Origin of the sequence: Rhodococcus baikonurensis, assembly GCF_040489275.1 — a bacterium.
GTDB lineage: Bacteria > Actinomycetota > Actinomycetes > Mycobacteriales > Mycobacteriaceae > Rhodococcus_F > Rhodococcus_F baikonurensis.
Map to the genome: position 1 here is coordinate 380,497 of NZ_JBEUOQ010000004.1, position 23,634 is coordinate 404,130.

Below are 23,634 nucleotides of genomic sequence, written 5' to 3' on the forward strand. Positions count from 1 at the left end.
GGACACACGACATCATCGACAAGTCCGATGATTCACGCGAGATACGAAAGTCAGGATCAGATAGTGACCATTACCTTCCGCGCCGCAGAGTTGGACAGCGCAAACGGGATCTTTCAACAAGCACTGCTTGGCCAACCCAGCGCCGAACCACTCAGCGGAGACATCATCACGCGCGCTGACGTCGAGTTCACCAGCGACGACGGGCGCATTCAATCCGGAGTCTGGGAGAGCGAACCAGGAAAGTCGCGGTGGGAGTTCCTCACCCGCGGCGAGATCATCACCATCGTCTCCGGCGCCATGACCGTGGAGGAGGACGACGGCGATCCCGTACATCTCGTTGCCGGTACGAGTGCAATCTTCCCAATCGGATGGAAGGGTATGTGGACGGTCACCGAGACCGTACGCAAGGTGTTCGTCGTATACAACGTATGACCAAGGGAAACCGCAACATCCGACGTTCACGGCCCGTCGTGCGGTCGGATCTCACGACGCAGCCCACTTGCCCTGAGTACTTGACGCTGCACTCCCGCCCGCACGGAATCCTCGGTGCCGATTACTCTCACATGGTTTCTGGCGCGAGTGATCGCCGTGTACAACAACTCCCGAGTCAGCAGTGACGACGCCTCGGCCGGCAGCATCACCGATACCGTGTCGTACTGGCTGCCCTGGCTCCGGTGAATCGTCATCGCGTAAACGGTCTGCACCGACGAGAGTTGGCTCGGGTGAATCAGAAACGCATCACTCCCCCGCTGGAACGCGGCAATGGGAACGCCATCCTCACGCTGCACGATCACACCGGCATCCCCGTTGTAGATCTTTGCCTCGTAGTCGTTGGCCGTCACCAACAGGGGTTGGCCCGGATACCACCTCGTCGGGTCCAGGAATTGCCCTGATGCCGTGCCGACCCACTCCATCGCCTGCTGCGCCCACCTCCCGACACCGTACGGTCCGTCACGGTGGGCGCACAGAAGGCGGTGCGATTCCAAGCCTTTCAGCGCGTCGATCGCATCACCCACTTCCGCCGACGCCGTCACCACCTCTGAACTCGCAACGATGTCGGCGCGCAATGCGTCGACGTCCTCGGGAGAATGGAAGGAGACGGCGGGATCACCGCTGCGCAGGATACGCAGAACCTCAGCGGAATCTCCCGCTCGAACTGCCCTGGCCAACGACGCGATGGTTCCGTCGAAGCGGCGCCCGCGTGAGAGTTGAATGATCCCGCCCCGCAGACGATCCTGCTCGTCCACACTCAGTGCCTCTTCGGCCCCGGTTGCCGCGAGATCGTCACCCACCAACTGTGACAGCGCCGGATTTCCACTGACTTCTACCGGGCGGGCGACAAGATCAGCAAGAACAGCGCCGGCGTCGACGGAGGTCAACTGATCGGGATCGCCGACGAGCAGTAGCCGGGCATCGGGGCGAACGGCTTCGAGCAGGCGCGCCATCAAGGTGAGGGAGACCATCGACGTCTCGTCGACGACGACCACGTCGTAGGGAAGTCTGTTGGTCGCATTGTATTTGAAACGACTCGAACTCCCCCGCTGCCAACCGAGTAGCCGGTGCAAGGTCATGGCCGCGAGTTCCTCGGGAAGGCCAAGGCTCGCGGTCTGCTCACGTACGGACTCTTGCAGACGTGCTGCGGCCTTGCCCGTCGGCGCTGCCAACCCGATGCGAGCATTCGAACCCAGTTCCTCCGACAGGAGAGCGAGAATACGTGCGACCGTATGGGTTTTGCCGGTTCCGGGCCCACCGGCGATGACCGTCGTCCACTGTGTCGCGGCGAGAGCAGCTGCTATTCGTTGACGATCAGGGGCGGAGGTCGGCCCGTGCTCGTCGACGAACAACGAATCGAGGCGCGTTCGGACCGCTTTCAGGTCGGCGGGCGGCCACGTGGACGCACGCTCGTCGAGCACTCGCCGAATCGTCTGCTCCTGCAGAAAGTACCGATCGAGGTAGAGAAGCTCACCGTCGTCGGTGTCGACCAACCGGAGCGGTCTGAGAGGTCCGGCGTTGCCGCCGATCACCAGAGGGCTCAGCCGAAGGGCGGCAACGATCTCCGACGGTTCGGGCCACGGCAACGACGCAAGTTCGTCTTCCGTCGCATTGTCGACGCTCACATCACGCATCCGTCGGAGATCGAGGCACACCGAACCTGATCGCACGGCCCGAACTGCCAACGCCGCGGCCAGCATCACTTTCTCGGAAGTTTCACCGCCCAGGCTGCACACCCGCGTCGCGACATGGACGTCAGCGGCAAGCAGAACCCCAGCTTCGTTGAAGATTCGCACGATCCCTTTGGCGCGCTGCGCCAATTGCGCCTCGGTCATCGGGTCTTCTCCCCTGCCGTGTTGGATGCATCGAGACCGGCCAGCAGATCCGATAGTTCAACCGTCAGCTGAGCAGGCGGTTTCCATTCGAATACACCACATTCCGGCGGACTGTCCGGGCCGAGCATCCCACGCACGAATTGATACTGCGCTCCTCCGAGATGGCGATGCGGATCGTAGTCGGGCAGTCGCCACCGCAGATACCGATGCAGCGCAACCGAATACAGCAAAGCCTGCAAGGGATAGTGCGAGCGCATCATCTCCGTCGCCATGAGTTCACGCGTGTAGTTGGCAGCCGTCAGATCGCCGCGGCCGAGCCGGTTGGTCTTGTAGTCGACGATCACGAACGACGGGCCCGGGATCCGGAGGACGGCGTCGATACTGCCCGTCAGGAACCCGCGCATCGGTGACGTCTCGACGCGGTCGAGATGGTCGGCGTAGGACGCAAGGATGTCGTCGGAGGGAAGGTGGCGCCTCAACAGTTCCGACACTCCGCGAAGTGTGACACTCATCGACACCGGATCGTCGCCACCGGCCAGTGGGAGTTCGAAATCGAGTTCGGGAAGGCGATCTTTCGGCGCGATCGTTGCCAAGGTTCCGAATCCCAGTGGAGTCTGCATCACCAGTAACAACGCATCCGCGAGTGCTTCGGAGTCGACCTCGGCCGCCCGAACCGAGACCGCCTCCGCGCAGCGCATACCGAGTTCCGCTCTCAGGTCTGAAGCAGCCGTGTCCACCACCTCGAGCACCTCGTGCACCAGCGTGCCGAATGCGGCGCCCGCCGGAAGGCCGTTCATCGGTGAAGCCAGCGCCTCCAAGGGCGAAGGGGTGACAGTCCCGATGTCTACGGAATCCTCCGGCTCGTCGTCCTTTTCGGGATCCTCTACCTCACTGTCGGTGCTCGTGACCGCGTGGTGCGCTCCGGCGGTCAGTGCCGAGTACGACGTACGACGCCACAGAGTGTCCAGGTCGCGATCGAAACGCGCCGCGGCCAGTTCGTTCACTTCCGCGGCCGCACCGGACCACAGGACAGGCGACGGCGGATGTGGACCTACCGGTTCCACCGAGATCACGTCGGACGCTGCTGCCGGCCACGTCGCGAGTCGTGCTGCGGTCGTACCGTCGTCGAGCACCTTCACTACCCGAGCAGGTTCGGCGATGCCGGGCGTACGTCCGAGCATCAACCGGTGCAGTGGCGAGCGGGAGGTCCCGTAGCTGGGTGCCCACCAGAGCACGAGTTGGCACTGTGCTCGGGTCAGCGCCACGTACAGCAGTCGTAGTTCTTCGCCTGCTTCCTCAACCTCCGCAACAGTCTTTCTGGCGTTGTACCCCGGACCTTCCTGTCCACCGACGTCGAGGATGCGGCGCCCCTCCGGATCGTGCAACAGCTGCGTCGGCGAGTTGAAGCCTCCCACGCTCTCCCAACTGAACGGGACGTAGACGATCGGGAACTCCAGCCCTTTGGTGGCGTGCACGGTTGCGATTTGCACTGCGGCAGCGTCACTGTCGAGGCGACGGCTTCTGTCGGTCGCACTCCCGGACGTCGGATCCTTGATCCGGTCGGAAAGCCAGCGAACCAGTGCGCTCAACCCGAACGCTTCCTCGGTGGCGACGCGACCGAGGAGTTGTGCGACGTGCCGCAGATCGGTGAAATCTCGTTCGCCGGACGGGGCCGCGAGTACACGCTTCTCCAGATTCGTTTCGGCGGAGATCCTTTCGAAGACGGCCGCGAACCCGACGCGTGCGAACAACCCGGAGTACGAGCGCAGTTGACCCGCCAGTTCCGCGACGACGTTGTCGCCGTCAGCGTCCAGTTCTTCGGAGGTGCGTCCGAAAATCGGCGAAAGCGCGGTCAACCGGACGCGATCCGACCGGTGCGGCTGCTCGATCGCCTGCAGCAGCCACAGCCACTGCGTCGCACTGGGTGTTGCGAAAACACTGGACCCGCCGGTCAATACGGAAGGTACACCTACGGCATCGAGGGCATCACGGATCATCGCCACCTGCTTGTGGGTGCGCACCAACACCGCGACGTCCCCCGGCTCGACCGGGCGAGGATCACCGTCGACGGCCAAGCGGGCATCGCTGCCCAGGAGCCCGACCACGTCTGCTGCGACGTCGTCCGCGACGCGACTGCGCAGTCTGCCTACAGCCGGAAATCCTGAACGATTGAGCGGCCCGGCACCGGTTCGCGGCAGATGGCGTACACGCATCGGCACCGGGCCGAACAACCGAGACTTCTTGTGCGAAGCCTCCACTGGATGCGCGACGATGCCTTCGTTGCCGAGTGCGGCACCGCCGTAGAGGTGTTCGAGTGCCGCCAACAACCCTGGATCGCTACGCCAATTGGTGGTCAACTCCTGGTGCGCATCAGCCTGATCGACCGCATCGAGATAGCTCAGAACTTCTGCCCCGCGGAACGCATAGATAGCTTGCTTGGGATCACCGACCAGGACAAGTGTGGTGTGACCGTGGAAGGCCAACCTCAGGATGTCCCACTGCAATGGATCGGTGTCCTGGAACTCGTCGATGAGCACGACTTCGAACTTTTCCCGCACCCGACGGCACGCGACGGGACCGTATTCCGGATCGGTCAATACGCCGTGCAACAGCGTCAGGAGATCGTTGAAGTCGCGAATTCCTTTGGTTCGCTTACGTCGCTCGACCTCGAGACGAGCAGCATCCGCGAAGAGGACTCGCTGACCAGGCGCGGTCTCCTCCTCGCCGTCGGGTTCGAGAATTGCCTGACCATCGCCGACTGCGCTTCGGGCAATAGCCAGCGCGTCCTTCGTGGAGAACGGTGGAGACGAGTCCGTTCGGCTGTAGCGGCTGAGGTACAAATCCGAAACGACTTCACTGATCAGGTCGTCGACCGATTCCACGAAAGTCGTGTCCGGCTCACGTTCCCCGGCGATACCGAGGCCGTCGAGCATCCGCTGGCAGAAACTGTGGGTGGTCGTGATGGTACCGGCGTCGAACTCCGCGAGAGCGCGCAGGAGTCGACGACGCCGCACACCGATCTCCTCGTCGTCCGCCGTTGCGAGGTATGCCACCAGATCATCGTCCGACCGCCTCGCAGTCTCCGGATCAACCAGTGCTGCAGACACTCCGGCGAACCGTTCTCTTGCACGCTCACGAAGTTCCTGAGTGGCGGCCCTACTGAATGTCACCAGCAGAACTTGCGATATGTCGGCGAGACCTTCGGCAACACAACGAGTCGCGAGTCCGACGATCGCGTAGGTCTTGCCGGTTCCGGCGCTCGCTTCCAACACCGTAGTGCCGGTAGGCAGTGGCCCCAAGAGATCGAAGTCCACGGGTTACTCCGCTCTTTCGTTGGTCAGCAACGGATCCCACAGCCGTCGGGCGAGAACTCCGAACCGAGTCGGTTCCTCGGCCCAGACGAACTCGTCGTCCGACGGCGGGTCCGCGGAAAGCTCCGCAAGTGTTCGAGCTTCTCCGAAAACATAAGCGTTGCTTGGATCGATCATCTCGCCGTACTGCCCGGTCCACTGGGTGTCCGCACCGTTTGTCGCATCGTCGACCGATTCACCGCCAAAGCGTCGGCGCGCGTATTCGGCTGAGGTAGCGGCCCACATCGGCAGCGGGCGATGCAGTCCCCGCTCCCGTAGGTCCACCAATTGCTGCAGGATCTCGATCGCATTGACTGGCGCATCGAGCACCGACCGTGCCGCTGCGATCTTTCCCCGACCCCGTCCGATGGAGACTGCATCGAGCGCTCCGGGTCGTCCGTGCGCTTTCAGAGCGAGCAGGTTGATCCAGGCCGTCATCCGATGTTTAGGCGCCAGTGAGGAATACGACGCCCGCACCACTGAATTGCCGTGCACCCCGGTTACCGTTCCGGTGAGACGATGCCCGTCACCGAGGTCGATGTCCACGTCGACGGCTTCGGAGTCGCCGTCGAAGTGCGGCAAGGCAAGTCCGGCAATCTGATCTACCACCCATTCGACGTTGCCCAGAACCGTGGCGCCCAGGTTGTAAGGCGGCAAAGTACCGCGGCGCCACTCCGCTGCACGGAAATCTGCAGAGTTCCGACCAGCCAAGCGCGAGAGAAGCATTCGATCACCCAGAGCCCAGGTGGACAGTGGATCGAGCTCGGTTGCCAGCGAATCCGCGATGTCGTCGTCGAGTTCCGGTACCCGGACGCCGAGGCGTTGGCGCAGAAAACCACGCGCGGGATGTACGAGGAAGCTCACCAGGTCGGCGAGGTTCACTTCCTTCGGATGCACCTCTGGTAGCTCGGCCGACAGAACTGTCGGCAATTCGACCGGTGTTCCGGAGGCAGCCCTCGCACCGGCCAGCGCTGCCGTGTCGAAGCTGAACGGCTGATCCGGCGAGAAGTTTCGATTGTCGAACGACTGCAACGGATGTCGTGTCAGCACTCCGTTGATCGCTTCCGGACCCACCGTCGCACTGAGTACGTCGAGGAGGCCACTGAGGGGGATCGCCGGCGGTCTGACGACACCGGTGACCGGATCGGCACCGGTATACAACAAGATCAGATGCTCACCCGCAGACATCACGGCGTCGAGAAGCAGTTGCCGGTCTTCACTGCGCAGATCACGCTCCCCCACAACGGGATCACGGGACAAGATGTCGTCGCCGTCGACTCCACCGGTTCGAGGGAACACCTCGTCGTCGAGCCCGATCAGCACGACCACGCGATGCGGCACCGAACGCATCGGAACCATCGTGCACACCGTCAGTTCGCCGGTTCGGAAGTTGGCGCGCGTAGGTCTGCCCGCGAGGCTTCGCGAGAGCATCGCGCGAACATCAGCCAGACGTAACACCGTCTCTCCGCCGAATTCGACAGCAGCTGCCAGTTCGCGGTGAGCCCCTGCGCTCTGCCACGAATCAGCGGGCGCTGTGTCGGTCAGCAGATCCAGGGCCCGCATCAGCACACGAAGCCATTCGGCCGGCGAATGTGGGCCGACAAGATCGCGAAGCGAGACGGCCAGGCGGTCGACGAACTCTGCGAAACGTCCACTCAGGTCGATGTCGGTGCCGTCCACGTCATCGAGTGGCAGCGCGAGATCCAACCAGGCATTTTCCGATTCGTCCGCGCTGACCCCCAACAAGATTCGATCCATGGCGGTGTTGAAGGTGTTCTGCGGAAATGCGTCGAGACCGAATGTTGCACGCTGCCGACTACCGATTCCCCAGCGAGCACCCGCTTCCGTCGTCCATTCCCGCAGTCTTTCCAACTCGTCGTCGCCCCACGAAAAACGTGTGCGGACAGGCTCGGTCGCGGCAAGGTCGAGAACCTCACTGGCTGTGGCCCGGCCGTCGGCCAGGTCGAGAAGAGAGCCGAGAACAGCCAGGACAGGATTGGTCTGACGTAATCCGCGGTCTGCCAGCCTTACTCGAAGAAGATGCCCGGGGTGGCCATGGACGCCTTGCCCGAACGCTGCACGAACCAAGGGTGCATACGTTTCGACGTCCGGGCACATCACGAGTACGTCGCGCGGCTGCAATGTCGGGTCGTCCTCGAACAATCGGAGCAGACATTCGCGGAGCACCTCGACCTGCCGTGCCGGCCCGTGGCACGCGTGAACCTGAACTGTCCCATCGGGTTCCGCTGAAACGCTGGGAGCACGATCGGCGATGACATCGGCTTTGACCGTTGCCAGGAGGGATTTCGGGCCGGCTGGTTCGTGAAGATGCACCGTCTCGAACTCGACGGCACCGAGGCTGATCTGAAGTTCACGAACGTCGCGAGCGAGGCTCGACAGCAACGGATTGGCGGATATCAGCGCCGACCCGTCTTCCGAACGTCGGATGGTGCTCTCGCTTCGAGGTTGCATGCGCGAGCTCATCGTGGCCCACAGCGCGGGGCTGGGGTGCGGAAGCCAGATGTGCACGTCCCGATTCGCGCTGAGTGCGCTCAAGATCATTCGCTGATCGACCGGCAGCCGTGTCGGCCCGAAGACCGACAGACGTTCCGGCAGGTCGACCAAAGCCGGGTCCTCGACCAGCGCGCTGCTCACGTGCCCCAGTCGCTGTGCCGGCCCCGGAACGTCGATCTTGTCCGCGACGATGCACCACAGGCGTGCCTGCCATTCGAAATCCTCCGACAGAGCCGATCCGTGTCCGTCGGTCAACCGCCCGGCGGCCCAGTCGATCAGCATCTGCGGGCGTTGCGCGGCGTAACTGCGGAAGAGTTCGGTGACGTGCGTAGCGGAGGCAAACCGTCGACCTTCACGATGGCCTTCGAGATGCTTCGCCAGGACTCCGCACCAGGGCTCGCCGATGGACTCGTCGATCACATCGAGAACCGTCCACACCAATCGTGTCGGCGACCATGGGTCGTCGTCAGCCGTGATTCCACTGACCGCGGCCACGGACTCCGCGACCAGGCGCGCGGGTGAAGGAAACGCGATGTTCGCAGAAATTCCGTCCACTGCCGACGGCCCGGACGTGCCTAGCTGGGAGGACAGCCGCTGATTGAGCCAACGCTCGACGCCCTTGGCCGGCACCGCAACAGTTTCTCGGGCGAAGGGATCCGACAGCGGTGTACGGAGGAGCTTGGCCAACGCCGAGACCAAGGTGTCCGAACGCTCGGCCCGGTACAACTTCAGCAATCTTCGCTCCCCTCACTCCGTCCAGACGTCCATCTCACCACGGCGCTGTGACATGCCACGCCGAACCAGCCTCACGCAGCGGTGACGCGCAGGCAACATGACCGCAACCGGACGTTCGTACTGTGCGGGAATGACCAGTCCCGTCACCACACCTCGCCCCGCTGGAACCGGTCTCGACATCTCCGGCCTCGGCAAGACCTTCGAGATGGGTCGTCGGTCGGTGACCGCGCTGACCGACGTGTCCCTTCAAACCAGCGAAGGCTCCTTTCTGTCTCTGCTCGGGCCGTCCGGATGCGGGAAGTCCACCGTTCTCCGCATCCTTGCGGGCCTCGATACTCCGACGTCGGGAACAGCACTTGTCAACGGACAGTCGCCCGCCGAGTTACGCAAGCGCCGCGAACTCGGAATCGCCTTCCAGGATTCGGCTTTGCTGCCGTGGCGAACAGTGGCCTCCAACATCAAACTGCCGCTGCAGGTTGCCGGCATCGATCCCGACCCCGGGCTGATAGCCGATCTGATCGCGCTCGTCGGCCTCGAGGGATTCGAGAAAGCCAAGCCCGCCCAGTTGTCCGGCGGTATGCGTCAGCGTGTGTCGATCGCGCGATCACTCGTGGTCAAGCCGAGTGTCCTCCTACTCGACGAGCCGTTCGGCGCGCTGGACGACATGACCAGACAACGACTTAATATCGAATTGCTCAGGATCTGGACCGAGAAACCGGCGACCACGTTGATGGTGACGCACGGTATCGCCGAGGCTGTGTTCCTCTCCGACGTCGTCGCCGTCATGACGCCGCGGCCCGGACGCGTCCTCGAAGTCGTGCCGATCGACCTGCCGCGCCCACGGACACCCGAGATGATGCGGACACCTGAGTTCCACGAGATCCACGACTACCTCTCCGGCCTGCTCTTCGGAAAAGCAGGCGTCGCATGACCATTACCGATATCGAGAACGTGGCGACCGCGGCGGCGCAGCCATCAGCGCCGCGCCGGATCCGATTGAAGCGTCCGACGTGGTTCGGCGGTGCAGTCGGTATCTGCGGACTGATCGCACTCTGGTGGATTCTCGCGGCGGCCGGTGTTGCGGGAGGCACGATTCCGACGCCGTGGGTGGTTGTGTCGACGATGTTCGACGACGGCTGGTCGCTGTACGGACCCAATTTCACCGTCACGGCTTCCGGTGCGCTGCAGGGCTTTATCTGGGGAAATCTGCTGGCGATCACGCTTGCCGTGCTTGTCGTTCTCATTCCGCCTATCGAGGGATTGGCCACACAATTGGCGATCCTGAGTTACTGCACACCGCTGTTGGCGCTCGGCCCGATCATCCTGGTCGTCTTCGGCGGCCGGACCCCCACAATCTTTCTCGCCGCGATGTACTGCTTCTTCACCACGATGGTCGGCACACTCGCAGGCCTGAGATCGGCAGACAAGACGAGCCTCGATCTCGTCGCCGCCTACGGCGGTGGGCGTTGGCAGAAGTTCACCAAAGTTCAACTGGTGAGCGCACTTCCGAGCACCTTTGCCGCTCTCAAGATTGCTGCACCCTCCGCTGTACTCGGCGCTATCCTCGGTGAGTATCTCGGCGGGGTGGACAGCGGGATCGGCGTCGCACTCACAGCCGCTCAGACGTCGTACAACGTCCCGCGAACGTGGGGAATGGCCATCGCCGCCGCCTTGCTCGCCGGCCTGGGATATGCCGTCGTCGCAGCGATCGCCCGGCTCGTCACCCCGTGGACAAGCGCTCCGGGAGCACAGAAATGACCGCGGTCCGAGGAACATTGAGATTCCTCGCTCCGATTGCCATCGCCTCGGCTCTGTTGCTTGTCATATGGGTGGTCTTTCTCAATGCCTTCCCCCAGGTGGGTCCGCGTGTGGGAAAGACGCCGGCCGACGTCTGGGAGTATCTGTTCTCCGGTCCTAAATCCGCCGACGCTCGTTCGGGCATCATCGACAACCTGTTCATCACTCTGCGCGACGCCGGTGTCGGTTTTGCCGTCGGAATGACTGCCGCGCTCGTGGTGGCATCGATCTTCGTCGTTTCCCGCACTGTCGAACAGACTTTCATGCCCGTTGCAATGCTTCTACGATCTGTTCCTCTCGTTGCGATGACTCCGATCATCGTCCTGATATTCGGCCGCGGAATCGTGGGTGTGACGGTCATGGTTGCGATAGTGGTGTTCTTCCCGGCGCTGGTCATGATCATGGTCGGTCTACGTGCCGCTCCAGTTCAGGCGCAAGATCTCATTGCCGCGTACGGCGGGAGTCGTTGGACCGCATTGCGAATGGTGTCCGTACCGTCCGCACTTCCCGCGGTGTTCGCCGCCGCTCGAGTATCCGTGCCCGGCGCCTTGATCGGCGCCCTGATCGGCGAATGGCTCGGTAGCGGTCAAGGCTTGGGTTCGAGCATGATCAAAGCCATTCCGCGCTATCAGTACAACGAACTGTGGGCATCTATCGTGGTGATCACCGTGGTGTCGATCATCCTCTACGCCGTGGTCGGAATCTTCGAAAACATCGCCCTGTCTCGTTTCGGGCCTTCTGCCGGCAAGTCGTGACATCTGTTAACACGACCTCAACAAACTCTGTCTCCCAAGCAAACTGAACGAAACCGACTGGCCCTAGTGTTCCGATTCATGACGCCATTCAAGCCCGTCCGCCAGCTGGACCGCAGGGCCTTCTTCCGATACTCCGCGCTGACCGGCATCGCAGTCGCCGGTAGCGCGTCATTGCTCGCGTGTAGCAGTGATTCCAGCAGTTCGAGTGGCGGAACCTCGGACGACGGTTCCGAATTCGGAACAGTTGCAGTGCAGTTGTCCTGGATCAAGAACATCGAGTTCGCCGGCGAGTACTTCGCTCTGGACAAGGGGTACTACAAGAATGCCGGGTTCGGGAATGTCGACCTGGTGGCAGGTGGCGCAGCCGGTACCGGCGTCGAAGCCGGCTTGGACACCGGCAAGGTCTGGATCGGAATGTCCGCACCGCAGCTCACAGCCCCCGCTGTACTCGACGGGCTGGACGCAAAGATCGTCGGTGCGACATTCCAGAAGAACCCGTTTGCAATTGTCAGTTCTGCTGCGGCACCGATCAACTCGCCGCAGGACATGATCGGCAAGAAGATCGGCGTCCAGGATTCCAATCAGCTCGTCTTCGGAGCTCTCCTGGCAGCAAACGGCCTGACCGAAAGCCAGATGACGATCGTGCCCGCGCAGTTCGATCCGAGCCCCTTGGCGAACGGCGAGGTGGACGGTTGGGTCTCCTACGTCACCAACGAGCCGATCACGCTGGCCGCCAAAGGTTTCCCCAACGCCCACTTCCTCTTCGCGGACTACAACCTTCCGTTGGTCGCCGAATCGTTCACGGTTCTCCAGTCCACCATCGACAACGAGAGGGACAAGCTCAAGGCATTCCTGAAGGCCGAGATCCAGGGCTGGAAGGACGCGGTCGCCGATCCGGCAGAGTCGGCACGGCTCGCCGTCGAGGTCTACGGCAAGGACCAGAACCTGGAACTCGACGAACAGATCAAGGAAGCCACCGCACAGAACGATCTTGTGGTGTCGGCAGATACCAAAGCGAACGGGTTGTTCACGATGACACCCCAACTGATCGAACAGAACATCGCAGCGCTGTCGAAAGCGGGACTGGAGATCACGGCGGATCAACTGTTCGACATGTCGATCCTCGAAGAGGTGTACGCCGAGAATCCAGATCTCATCTGACGGTGCCGAGCGTCAGCGAACCTCTTGCGCGAGTATGCCCGAGATGAATAGTTGTACAAGGACCTCGGCCTTGTACCGGTCATCGGACCCAGCACCGATACAAAGGTTCCCGATGCCTTTGAGCACGTTGTACGCATCGACCCGCGAAGCATTGCCAACGGACTCGAGCGCTGCCGCGAGGAGGGAGTCACATACCGGGACGAGGCGGTCGACGAAGTAGGTATGCAGAGCGTCGGACCCGGCGCTGTCTCCTTGCAGTGCACCGGCGAGCCCATGCTTGGTTACCAGGAACTCCACGAACAAAGCCACCCATGCCCGCAAAGCCGCCTCGGGCGTTGCACTCTCCGCGAGCATCTGTGGGCCCGCGTCCGCACACGCCTCGACTTGGTGTCGGTATACGGCGACCACCAACTCGGGACGCGTCGGGAAGTGGCGGTAGATCGTCCCCATGCCGACGCCGGCCTTCGCCGCAATCTCCCGCACCGGAGCGTCGACCCCGGACTCCACGAACACTGCTGCCGCCGCGTCGAGCAGCGCCTGCTCGCTTCGACGTGGGCGACCGACTTGCTTGGGCGACACGACGCGCGACTGCTCGTCCTGGGCATCAGCCATGTGCACTCCTCGCTGACTCACGACATATGTTTGCATTACGGAACACAGTTCCGTAATGTTGCGGAGCGACGCTCCGATAACCAGTATCGCAGGGTGCAGCCTCAGCAAGGAACTTGCCATGACCTCATCAATGATCAACACGCTGAACGGCATCATCGGCGCCGGCACCCCGGTCGTCTCCGTTGCCCCCGTCGCGTTGTTCGCCCCCGATCGACCAGTCCCGCTGGAAGTACGTGTGTCTGCTCCGGCGGCAGGCACGAACCTCCCCGTTGTGGTGTTCTCCCACGGCAACGGGTGGAACCTCGATGGATACTCGCCACTCACGGCATTCTGGGCATCCCACGGATTCGTGGTGATCCAGCCGACACACCTGGACTCGCGCCGGAACGGTTTCGGGTTCGATCACCCGGTGTTCCCGACGATCTGGACCGAGAGGATCGCGGATCTCACACGTATCCTTGATCAGCTCGACACCATCGAATTTGCCGTGCCCGGGCTTGCCGGCCGCATCGACCGCAGTCGAGTTGCCGCCACGGGTCACTCCTGGGGCGGGCAAACCGCTCAGTCGCTCCTCGGAGCACGGATCTTCGACGAGGCCGGCCAGGCCGGCCAGGACATGTCCGACAGTCGCGCCACCGCGGGAATCCTGTTCGCAGCAACCGGTCTCGGCGGCGAGAACCTGCATCCGTTCGCGCAGGCGAACTTCCCGTTCATGCGCCCCTCGTTTCAGGAACTGACGACGCCGACACTCGTCGTCGCGGGCGACCACGACCAGTCCAAGATGTCCAGCCGCGGACCTGACTGGTTCACCGACGCCTACACGCACAGCCCCGGAGCCACCGACCTCCTGACCTTCTACGGTGCCGAGCACGCACTCGGCGGAATCGTCGGATACGAAGTCGCCGAGACCACTGACGAGAACCCAGAGCGGGTCGCCGCCATCCAACGGATGAGTACTGCCTACCTTCGGACCGCGTTGCGCATCGATGAGACCAGCTGGCCAGCGGCCCGGGCCGCGTTCAGCGACAACGCCGACCCGATCGGCCGAGTCGACACCAAGTAATGCGGCAGTGATCCAACTTATTGGCCGAAGTTGAACCTGAGATTCGCATTTATCAAGGTGTTGAGCCGCTTTCGCATTCTGACAACCTCCGCCTCGGGCGGTATCGGATCGTCCAAGAAGAGCGTCCAACGCAGCATCGTGCTGTTTCCGACCGCCTCGATGTCGAATCGGATGACGGCGTCGGGGCGGTCCGGCCAGATCGAGGACCAGATCACCAGCTCCGGTTCCTCAGCCCTGACGATCGCCGGTGCGATCTCGCTCTCGAGCAGTTCCAGCCAGTGCCGAGCGGGCTGGCGGTACGGATCGATCAATGCCTCGAACATGAAGCGCGCAGGCGGCGGCTGGCTCCGGCGCCTCGTCGCGACTTGCTGCATGGCTCGAGCGTAACCGCCCCTAGGAGATACACCTCTACCTTCACCGTGCTGGATCCACGAAAACTGGGATAAACCGGGCACTGGCGGAGGACACTCAGGAGCACATCCGTCTGGGAGGGCCGCTCATGCGTAAACGCCATCAAATCCTGCTTGCAGTGTCCGCAGCGATCGGGCTGTCGCTGACGCCGATCAATGCGTCGGCAACACCGAGCACAGGGGTGCACGGTGAAATCCTCGGGCAGGTGACTTTCGACGGCAAGGATTACATCCTGCGCCAGATCACCATCGACCCCGGTGGTTCCACCGGTTGGCACTTCCACGACGGGACGCTCTACGCACTGATCGCGCAGGGCACGCTGAGCCACTACCGATCCGATTGCTCCGTCGACGGGATATACAGCGCTGGAAATACATTGATCGAACCCAGCGGTTCTGATCATGTGCACATCGGAAACAACTCTCAGACAACACCATTGGTGCTCGAGGTCATTTACGTCAATCCGACGGGTAGCCCCCTCTCCGAGGATGCTGCGCCGCCCAACTGCCAACTACCCGGCTGACGGGGCAGAAGAGGTAAACCGCACCGGCATCGATTCGAGTCCGGACACGAAGTTGGCGGCACGCCGCGGCAACGGCGCGTCGGTGGCAAGTTCCAGGTCCGGCAGCCTGGCGAACAGTTGCTCGAACATGATTCTTCCCTCGAGCCTGGCCAGCTGATTGCCCAGACAGAAGTGAGTTCCGAAGCCGAAGGCCACGTGTGGGTTCGGTGTGCGGCCGATATCGAACTGTTCGGCGTTGACGAACACGGATTCGTCGAAATTTGCAGACTCGAAGAGCAGCAGCATTTTCTCGCCTGCCTTCAGCTGCGCACCGAAGAAATCGGTATCACGTGTCAGGGTTCGAGCCATGTTCTTGATCGGCGACGACCACCGCAGCATCTCTTCCATCGCCAGAGGAATGGCATCGGGATCGTCGACCAGTTCCCGATGCTGGTCCGCATGACGCAGCAGCTGTTCCATGCCACCGCTCAGGACGTGCCGCGTGGTCTCGTCACCGCCGATGAGAATCAGTAGGGACTCGTTGACGATTTCCTGATCGGAGAGAGCCTCTCCGTCGACCTCACTGTGTATCAACGTGCTCACCAAATCGTCGGCCGGCTCGCTCCTCCGCTCGGCGATGGCTCGCATCATGTACGCGGTGAAGTCGACGTACGCAGTCATCATGGCTTGCAGCTGATCCTGGGAAGCGTTGCTTCCCAGTGCTTTCACCAGATCGTCCGACCACCGCAGAAACAACGCGCGTTCTTCCGGACGGACACCCAACATGTCGCCGATGACGGCCATAGGCAGCGGTGCCGCCAAGTCTGCGACGAAGTCGGCTTCTCCTTTCTCACAGACGGCGTCGATCAGTTGATCGCAGATCTCCCGGATACGCCCGGCCTTGGCTTCGACCTTCTTACGTGTGAAACCCGCGTTGACCAAGCGTCGACGCGTGAGGTGCTGCGGGTCGTCCATGTCGATCATCTGCGGCAACGGACCCGTTTCGGGACGGATGCCGCCGGCGTTGGAGAACAGTTCGGGATCCCGCTCGGCTGCGACGACGGCGTCGTAGCTCGCTGCCGCGGTGATTCCGTTGGCGTCGTCTCGGTACACGGGCTCGTGATCGCGCATCCAGGCGTAGGCATCGCGAACATTCCCGAGGTCTCCGCTGTAGAAGCGCCCGTCGATCAAATCGAAGGTCGGTCTGGTAGCCATCACTCCGCCTCTCACACAACCCTTGCCTCAATAAGTAGAACCTGTTCCTATATAGCGTGGGGCGTTTTCACCGAAGCCGAACCGGAAAACCTCCAGAAGCAGCACGCGCGCCCGCCGGAGCAACGACCAGGAGACACGCATGGACGACGACACCGCCTCAGCGGGCATACCCACTTTCACCGGCAGATCGATACTGGTGACCGGCGGCGGTAGTGGCATCGGCCTGGGCATCGCTCGTTCGCTGGTTGCGGCCGGCGCTCACGTGACGATCTGCGGACGCAACAAAGAGAAACTGGATGCTGCTGCCGAATCGATCCGGCAGTCGAATCCGGCAGGATCGGTCGGCGTCTCCTCCGCCGACGTCACGATCGAGGCAGACGTCGTCGCCGCTGTCGCCGCAGCGGTGTCCGTCACCGGAAAGCTCGACGGAGTGGTGGCTTGCGCCGGTGGGAACGAAACCATCGCCCCGGTCACGCAACTCGACGTCGACGCGTGGCGCCGCACCGTCGACCTCAACGTCACAGGGACCATGCTGACGATCAAGCACGGCGCCCGGGCACTGGTGGCAGGAGGCGGCGGATCCATCGTCGCGATCTCGTCGATCGCCAGCAGCAACACACATCGCTGGTTCGGCGCATACGGCGTCTCGAAGTCCGGCGTCGACCACCTGGTGCGGTTGGCGGCAGACGAACTGGGCGCCAGCAACATTCGTGTCAACGCGATTCGGCCGGGGTTGACCCGAACGGATCTGGTCGCGCTCATCACCGAGGGTGGCCCCATCCTCGACGACTACCTGGCCAACACTCCACTCGAACGCGTCGGTGAAGTCGAGGACGTCGCCGGACTCGCTTCCTTCCTCCTCGGACCGCAATCCACCTGGATCACCGGGCAGATCATCAACGCGGACGGAGGCCAAATGCTGCGCCGCGGACCGGATTTCCGCTCGATGCTCGAACCCGTCTACGGCTCCGACGGACTCCGCGGGGTGGTCGCGCCATGAGCTACACGATTCTGGGCAAGAAGGTCGAGATGCCGGTCGAAGTTCGCACCGCGTCGGCCTTCATGGCGCTGTACTCGGTACCCAGCGCAACCGCGCAGTCGATCATCGACTACACCGGCTTGACGGTGCTCCAGTACCGGCCCGGTCGGGCGCTGTGCGGGTTGGTTTTCGTCGACTACATCGACGGAGATCTGGGCCCGTACAACGAATTCGGAGTGACGTACATGGTGCGCAGCCACACTGCGCCTCCCGAAACCTCGGTGCTGGGAGATCTACGTTCACTCGCTGCGGGAACTGCGGGGGCGCTCATTCACGAGTTGCCGGTGGACGGCGAATTCACCAAGGCCGCCGGCCGGGAAATCTGGGGGTTCCCGAAGGTGCTTGCCGAATTCGACACCGAGCACGTCGGCTCGGTCAAGCGCGGATCCGTCTCGCGCGACGGCAAACTCATCACACAGTTGAGTGTGAAATCCGGCGTCAGCGTGCCGGGTGGCGGAGCCAACATGTCGTTGGCCGCGTACTCACATCTCGACGGCGTCACCAGGTGCACGTCGTGGGACATGGCGCCGACCGGCGTCAAATCGCGACCTGGTGGAGCCGAGGTGCAGCTGGGCAGTCACCCGATGGCGGCGGAGCTTCGGAAACTCGGACTCCCCCGCCGGGCCTTGATGACCACGACCATCAAGAACCTGGCGATGACGTTCGGGGAGGCGACAGCGATCTGAGTGTCAGCCGACGGCACCCCTTTCGGTCACGTGTGACTCGGGCTACACTCCTGGACGGTTGACCAACTCGCGTCAGACCGCCCGAAAGGACACTCGTGCAGATCACCCGACGCACCGTACTGGCAGGCGCTGCCGCCGCACCTGCGCTCGCCGCTCTGTCGACGAACCAGGCCGTCGCAGCTTCGCCGGCACGCACCGTTTCACCCGCACGTACCGACAAGTCATCGTCGTTGCAGGTGGGCGTCGGGATCTCCGATGTGACCGGACCGGTCGCCGAAGTCGGCATGATGGGCTACTCGAGCTTCGACCAACGCGCCGAAGGTCTGCACCAGCGAATGCGCGCACGCGCCTTCATCTTCGAGTCCGGCGGGTCGCGGGTCGTCTACGTCTGCGTCGACAACTGCATGATCTTCCAGTCCGTGCACGACGAGGTTCTGCGCCGGCTGGCCGGAAAATTCGGCGATATCTACACCGAACGCAACGTCATGTTGACGGCCATCCATTCACACGCGGCATGTGGTGGGGCCTCGCACAACTACGCCTACAACCTCGCAGTTCTCGGCTTCGAATTGCAAGTGTTCGAAGCCGAGGTCAACGGCATGGTCGAGGCGATCAGCGCTGCCCACGAGAACCTGGCGCCCGGCACGGTACGTTTCGGCCGGTCCGATCTCACCGACGCGAGCGTCAACCGATCACGAGTGGCGTTCGATCTCAATCCCGAAGAGGACAAGGCCTACTACCCCGGCGGCAACGATCACCACATGCGGGTCATGCGAATCAGCCGGGGCAGCAAAGACATCGGGGCGATCAACTGGTTCGCCACCCACTGCGCCTCGCTCACGAACGAGAACCATCTCATCTCCGGCGACAACAAGGGCGCCGCGGCGTACTTCTGGGAGCACGACGACCAGGGCGTGCGCTACCTCGACGGCGACACCAGCTTCATCGCCGCATTTCCGCAGACCAACAGCGGCGACATGTCACCCAACCTCTTCCTCGAACCCGGACGTGGACCGACCGACGACGAATTCGAGAACGCACGCATCATCGGACTGCGCCAGGTCGCGGCGGCTCAAACTGCCTTCCACGCGGCGTCCGAAACCGTCACCGGTGGCGTCGACAGTCGGATCATGTACCTGGACATGGCAAATCAGGTGGTGAGTGGGAGATTCACTCCGGATGGGCGCGAGCATCGCACCGCGCCGGCAGCGATCGGCGCGGCGATGAGCGCCGGAAGCGTCGAGGACGGACCGGCAATTCCGATCTTCCCCGAGGGCACCAGGAACCCCATGATCGACGCACTGGGCGGCATGGATGCCCCTGTGCCTCAATGGCTTCAGGATGCACAGGCCCCCAAGCTCGTAGTCGTTCCGGTCGGCCTGTTGCCACCGGGCGGATGGGTACCGAACGTACTGAAGATCCAGATCCTGCGGATCGGCCAGTTCTACATCGTCGGGGGCCCTGCGGAATTCACCATCGTCTCCGGATTACGAGTGCGTCGAACCGTCGCCGACGAGCTTGGGGTTCCCCTCGAGAACGTCATCTTCCAGGGCTACGCGAACTCGTACTCGAGCTACTGCACCACCCCACAGGAATACGATTCGCAGCAGTACGAGGGCGGCTCGACGATGTTCGGCCGTTACACACTGCCTGCCTATCAGCAGGGGTACGCCGCTCTCGCAGCCGCGATGCGCGACGGCACCGAACCTCCTCGCGGCCCCGCGCCGGCCGACCTGTCCGGGTTCCAACCCAGCTTCGGACCTGGCGTCGACTTCGACGAACCTTTGCCGGGAACACAATTCGGCGATGCGACCGTCCAGCCAGGCGACAGCACACCAGGCGGACAGGTTGCCGTCGAGTTCGTCACCGGCCACCCCAAGAACGACACTCACCGAAACGGGACCTTCTACGAGATCCAACGCAATACCGGCGGATCCTGGACGCGCGTGGCCGACGACAACGACTGGTCCACCAAACTGCACTGGCGCCGGGTCGGGAGCAACGGTTCCGTCGTACGCATCACGTGGGATGTTCCGGCCGATACTCCGGCGGGTACGTATCGAGTCCAACACTTCGGTGCGTCGAAGGCTCGGGGTACCGGCGCGATCACGCCCTTCTCCGGGGTGACCGCCGAATTCCGACTCACCTGACCCGCGCGGTGGCTGGGTTCAGGCTGCGGTCGGATGCAGCGAGGTGCTCGGCGCCGACTGCTCTGACGCTGCCGGGCGGTCGATCTTCGCCGCGACGATCAGAACCAGCAGACCGGCGACGGTGACTGCCGCTCCCATCCAGATCGGGGAGGTGAAGCCGAGCCCCGCAGCGATGGTGATTCCGCCCAGCCATGCCCCGAGTGCGTTGCCGACGTTGAAGGCGGCGATGTTGGCACCCGACGCCATGGTCGGTGCGGCCGACGCGTAGTTCATGATCCGCATCTGCAGGCCGGGAACCGTCGCAAAACCGAAGGCGCCCATGAAGAACAGCGAGATCACAGTCATGACCTTGCTCTCCGCGGTGGCGGCGAACACGATCAGAACGACGGTCAGGATCGCGAGAATCCAGACCAGCGCCTTCGTGAGCGAACGGTCGGCCGCCTTGGCGCCGAGGAAGTTACCGACGAACAGGCCCGAGCCGAAGAGGATGAGCAGCCACGGAACGCTGGACGTCGCGAAGCCGGTCACCTCGGTGAGGGTGAAGGCGATGTAGGTGAACGCTCCGAACATTCCGCCGTAGCCGAGGATGGTGATGACGATCGAGAGCCATACCTGCTTGTTGCGGAACGCCCCCAACTCTCCGCGCAATCCGCCGCCGGTCGTGCTGGCGGGTGTCGTCGGGACGAGTGCTGCAATTCCGATCAGGGCGATGACGCCGATGACGGTGATGGCCCAGAACGTCGAGCGCCACCCGAGTTGCTGGCCCAGCAGCGTGCCGAACGGAACGCCGAGGACGTTGGCGATGGTCAGGCCCGCGAACATCATCGCGATGGCGCCGGCGCGCTTGTTGGGCGCGACCATGTCGGCGGCAACCACCGAACCGATTCCGAAGAATGCACCGTGGCACAGCGCCGCGACGATGCGGCCGCCCATCATGACCTCGTACGACGGCGCGAGCGCGGACATCAGATTGCCGATGATGAACAGCACCATGAGCGAGAGAAGGACTTTCTTGCGCTCGAAGCGGGTGACGGCAGCGGTCAGGAGGATCGCACCGATCGCCACCGACAGTGCGTAGCCCGAGATCAGGTAGCCCGCGACGGACTCGGTGACCTCGAAGTCGGCTGAGACCTCGGGCAGGAGGCCCATGATGACAAATTCGGTGAGGCCGATTCCGAACCCGCCCATAGCGAGGGCAATGAGACCCAATGGCATCTCGATGTTCCTTTCACAGATTTACGCGTAAGCCGTTAGCGGGCGTGTGCAGTAGTTGCAGGCGCGCTATAAATAGTTGCACGCGCGCGCTACATGCGCAAGCTGGTAACCTGGAGCCGCAGGAAACGGACAAGGAGAATCACATGGGGATCGCCGACGACGCCGTCGAAATCCGTTCGCAAGGGTGGCGCACGCTCGCAGCACTGCACGGCGCCCTCGACACCGAACTGGAACGCGCGCTCCAGCGTGAGCACAAACTGTCCGTCGTCGAATACACCGTGCTCGACGCGCTGAGCCGCCAGGACGGCTGGCACATGCGCATGGCCCAGCTGGCCCGCGCTGCCGCACTGAGCAGCAGCGCCACGACGCGCTTGGTGAACCGACTCGAAGATCGAGGACTACTGACGCGCATCCTGTGCGCCGACGACCGTCGAGGCATCTACACCGAGTTGACGCCGGCCGGCCGCGAGCTTCTCGAAAGCGCACGGCCGACGCACGACGCCACCCTCGAGGCCGCGCTCGACGAGGCATGCAAAACGCCTGAACTCGCGCCACTGGTGCGCGCCCTGCACGAGTTACCCGTCGGCTAGAAGTCTGCCGGAAGCAGGGCACGCTCCGCGATGCCCGAGACCACCTGAGCGACAAACACACCCGCGTCGACCTCCGCCCGCCCACCACGCGCGGGGACCAGAACGTCGACGGTGCCGCCGTGCACCTCGTTGTCCCCGATCACCGCGATGTACGGGTCACGGTGAGTGCGCGCCTCGCGGATGCGACGTCCCAACGATCCGTCAGCTGCGATCGCCACTCGAACATCGTGAGCCTCGAGATCGGCCCGCAAACGCTCGGCCGCATCCCGATGTCGGTCGCCGACGGGCAGGATCGAGACTTGGTTGGGTGCCAGCCACGGCGGCATCCGTCCTTCGAACCTTTCGATCAAGAGCGCAGTCATGCGTTCCATCGACCCGAGCAAGCCCCGATGGATCATGACGGGGCGAGCCTTGGATCCGTCCTCAGCGGTGTACTCGAGGTCGAACCGCTCCGGTTGATTGAAGTCGAGTTGGACGGTGGAGAGTGTTTCCTCGCGGCCGTGCGCGTCTCGCACTTGGACGTCGATCTTGGGACCGTAGAACGCTGCCTCTCCCTTCGCTTCCACGTACTCGATCGAGCGTGCATTCAGTGCTCCGCGAAGGTGATCCTCGGCGTCCGCCCACTGCTCGTCGGTGCCGAGGTACTGCCCCTCTCCCCCTCTGATCGAGAGTCGGTACCCCCGTTCGGCAATCCCCAGAGTCGAGTAGCAGCGCTCGATCGCGTCGAGCGCCACGATCACTTCCGCTTGCACTTGTTGACGACTACAGAAGACATGTGCGTCGTCGAGATTGATCTGTCGGACTCGACTCAATCCGCTGAGAACTCCGGAGAGTTCGCTACGAAACATCGATCCGAGTTCACGAACGCGGAAAGGTAGCTCGCGATAACTACGACCGCGAGCGGCGAATACCTGAGCGTGATGAGGACAGTTAGCCGGACGAAGGAGAAAGGACTCTCCGCCTATCTTCATTTCAGGGAACATGTCGTCCGAGAACTTGGACCAATGCCCAGATCTCTCGTACAACTCTTTCTTCGCCATAACGGGGGTATAGACACTCCGGCACCCGGATCGCGCTGCTTGCTCGGCGGCGAACTTTTCGAGTTCGCTCCTGATGATCGCGCCGTCCGGTAACCAGAGTGGGAGGCCTGCTCCGACAATGGGGGTGGTGGCGAATAACTCCAGCTCGCGCCCGAGTTCACGGTGGTCAACGCTCATGAGAGATCTCCAAATCGTTCAAGGGGAGACGCACACGGAGCGAAGAAACAAGAAAACCCCGGGGCGATAACTCCCGGGGCTGAAAGGGTTCGGTCAGCAGTTGCTAAACGATGCGCCGGAAGAGAACCGGCGTCGTCGTGCTGTGCGCAATACTGACCATGTACGTGAGGTTACATCAACTTCCGACCCACCTACAGCCCGAATTGTCGGGCCTCTATGCTGACGCAACTGGGAAGGCGCAGCAGTAGCCAACGAAACACCCACGAAGAGCGAAGTTTCGGCAATCATGTCCGAA

Annotated in this window: 19 protein-coding genes; 11 read left to right on the plus strand and 8 right to left on the minus strand. The window is 62.9% G+C overall.

The window, feature by feature from the left end; genetic code table 11:
* The first annotated feature begins 63 nt into the window (after positions 1-63).
* Positions 64-432 carry a cupin domain-containing protein gene (locus ABWI03_RS12560; RefSeq protein ID WP_166810716.1) on the plus strand — a complete coding sequence of 123 codons (369 nt, stop codon included), beginning with the start codon at positions 64-66 and terminating at the stop codon, positions 430-432.
* Between the two features lie 26 nt (positions 433-458).
* Here ABWI03_RS12560 and recD read toward each other — a convergent pair whose 3' ends face one another.
* Genes recD through recC form a run of 3 tightly spaced genes read right to left on the minus strand, consistent with a single transcriptional unit; the run spans position 459 to position 8,926 of the window.
* Positions 459-2,327 carry an exodeoxyribonuclease V subunit alpha gene (gene recD, locus ABWI03_RS12565; protein WP_298779093.1) on the minus strand — a complete coding sequence of 623 codons (1,869 nt, stop codon included), beginning with the start codon at positions 2,325-2,327 and terminating at the stop codon, positions 459-461.
* Complete coding sequence (locus tag ABWI03_RS12570; RefSeq protein ID WP_298779090.1) at positions 2,324-5,641, minus strand: UvrD-helicase domain-containing protein; 3,318 nt, start codon at positions 5,639-5,641, stop codon at positions 2,324-2,326. The genes recD and ABWI03_RS12570 overlap by 4 nt, the downstream gene beginning before the upstream one ends.
* Positions 5,642-5,644: 3 nt before the next feature.
* Positions 5,645-8,926, minus strand: a complete 3,282-nt coding sequence (gene recC, locus ABWI03_RS12575; protein WP_298779088.1) for an exodeoxyribonuclease V subunit gamma — start codon at positions 8,924-8,926, stop codon at positions 5,645-5,647.
* Positions 8,927-9,023: 97 nt separating this feature from the next.
* Here recC and ABWI03_RS12580 point away from each other — a divergent pair, with 97 nt between their 5' ends.
* The 4 genes from ABWI03_RS12580 to ABWI03_RS12595 all read left to right on the plus strand — a co-directional run bounded on the left by ABWI03_RS12580 (position 9,024) and on the right by ABWI03_RS12595 (position 12,639).
* Positions 9,024-9,857, plus strand: coding sequence for an ABC transporter ATP-binding protein (locus ABWI03_RS12580; RefSeq protein WP_054188057.1), 834 nt, complete (start codon positions 9,024-9,026; stop codon positions 9,855-9,857).
* Positions 9,854-10,684, plus strand: a complete 831-nt coding sequence (locus ABWI03_RS12585; protein WP_298779081.1) for an ABC transporter permease — start codon at positions 9,854-9,856, stop codon at positions 10,682-10,684. Before ABWI03_RS12580 ends, ABWI03_RS12585 begins: the two co-directional genes overlap by 4 nt.
* A complete protein-coding gene (locus ABWI03_RS12590; RefSeq protein ID WP_124568870.1) occupies positions 10,681-11,478 on the plus strand; it encodes an ABC transporter permease in 798 nt (265 codons plus the stop codon). Before ABWI03_RS12585 ends, ABWI03_RS12590 begins: the two co-directional genes overlap by 4 nt.
* A 78-nt stretch (positions 11,479-11,556) precedes the next feature.
* Positions 11,557-12,639, plus strand: a complete 1,083-nt coding sequence (locus ABWI03_RS12595; RefSeq protein WP_235171297.1) for an ABC transporter substrate-binding protein — start codon at positions 11,557-11,559, stop codon at positions 12,637-12,639.
* Positions 12,640-12,651: 12 nt separating this feature from the next.
* Here the strand turns inward: ABWI03_RS12595 and ABWI03_RS12600 are convergent, their stop codons facing one another.
* Entirely contained in the window at positions 12,652-13,251 is a 600-nt protein-coding gene (locus ABWI03_RS12600) for a TetR/AcrR family transcriptional regulator (protein WP_124568872.1), read from the minus strand.
* A 118-nt stretch (positions 13,252-13,369) separates the two neighbouring features.
* Between ABWI03_RS12600 and ABWI03_RS12605 the strand changes: the two genes are divergently transcribed.
* On the plus strand, positions 13,370-14,314 hold the full coding sequence (locus ABWI03_RS12605; RefSeq protein WP_124568873.1) for an alpha/beta hydrolase family protein: 945 nt from the start codon (positions 13,370-13,372) through the stop codon (positions 14,312-14,314).
* 17 nt (positions 14,315-14,331) lie between these two features.
* On the opposite strand, the gene ABWI03_RS12610 is transcribed toward ABWI03_RS12605, so the two are convergent.
* Positions 14,332-14,688 (minus strand): hypothetical protein, encoded by a 357-nt coding sequence (locus ABWI03_RS12610; RefSeq protein WP_260395707.1) that lies wholly within the window; start codon positions 14,686-14,688, stop codon positions 14,332-14,334.
* Between the two features lie 125 nt (positions 14,689-14,813).
* Between ABWI03_RS12610 and ABWI03_RS12615 the strand changes: the two genes are divergently transcribed.
* Positions 14,814-15,248 (plus strand): cupin domain-containing protein, encoded by a 435-nt coding sequence (locus tag ABWI03_RS12615; protein WP_095970944.1) that lies wholly within the window; start codon positions 14,814-14,816, stop codon positions 15,246-15,248.
* Here the strand turns inward: ABWI03_RS12615 and ABWI03_RS12620 are convergent.
* Positions 15,237-16,442 (minus strand): cytochrome P450, encoded by a 1,206-nt coding sequence (locus ABWI03_RS12620; protein ID WP_124568874.1) that lies wholly within the window; start codon positions 16,440-16,442, stop codon positions 15,237-15,239. The genes ABWI03_RS12615 and ABWI03_RS12620 overlap by 12 nt on opposite strands.
* Before the next feature lie 139 nt (positions 16,443-16,581).
* Between ABWI03_RS12620 and ABWI03_RS12625 the strand changes: the two genes are divergently transcribed.
* The 3 genes from ABWI03_RS12625 (at position 16,582) to ABWI03_RS12635 (ending at position 20,317) form a co-directional block, all read left to right on the plus strand.
* Positions 16,582-17,442 (plus strand): SDR family oxidoreductase, encoded by an 861-nt coding sequence (locus tag ABWI03_RS12625; protein WP_298779066.1) that lies wholly within the window; start codon positions 16,582-16,584, stop codon positions 17,440-17,442.
* Positions 17,439-18,167, plus strand: coding sequence for an acetoacetate decarboxylase family protein (locus ABWI03_RS12630; protein ID WP_124568876.1), 729 nt, complete (start codon positions 17,439-17,441; stop codon positions 18,165-18,167). The genes ABWI03_RS12625 and ABWI03_RS12630 overlap by 4 nt, the downstream gene beginning before the upstream one ends.
* Before the next feature lie 95 nt (positions 18,168-18,262).
* Positions 18,263-20,317 (plus strand): neutral/alkaline ceramidase, encoded by a 2,055-nt coding sequence (locus ABWI03_RS12635; RefSeq protein ID WP_283376543.1) that lies wholly within the window; start codon positions 18,263-18,265, stop codon positions 20,315-20,317.
* An 18-nt stretch (positions 20,318-20,335) separates the two neighbouring features.
* Here ABWI03_RS12635 and ABWI03_RS12640 read toward each other — a convergent pair whose 3' ends face one another.
* Positions 20,336-21,532 carry an MFS transporter gene (locus ABWI03_RS12640; protein WP_095970939.1) on the minus strand — a complete coding sequence of 399 codons (1,197 nt, stop codon included), beginning with the start codon at positions 21,530-21,532 and terminating at the stop codon, positions 20,336-20,338.
* Between the two features lie 143 nt (positions 21,533-21,675).
* Between ABWI03_RS12640 and ABWI03_RS12645 the strand changes: the two genes are divergently transcribed.
* The gene (locus tag ABWI03_RS12645; protein WP_003945852.1) at positions 21,676-22,122 is read left to right on the plus strand and encodes a MarR family winged helix-turn-helix transcriptional regulator; all 447 of its coding nucleotides are present in this window, start codon (positions 21,676-21,678) and stop codon (positions 22,120-22,122) included.
* Here the strand turns inward: ABWI03_RS12645 and thrS are convergent.
* Positions 22,119-23,339 (minus strand): threonine--tRNA ligase, encoded by a 1,221-nt coding sequence (gene thrS, locus ABWI03_RS12650; RefSeq protein ID WP_298779054.1) that lies wholly within the window; start codon positions 23,337-23,339, stop codon positions 22,119-22,121. The two genes, ABWI03_RS12645 and thrS, sit on opposite strands and share 4 nt — an antisense overlap.
* Between the last annotated feature and the right edge of the window lie 295 nt (positions 23,340-23,634).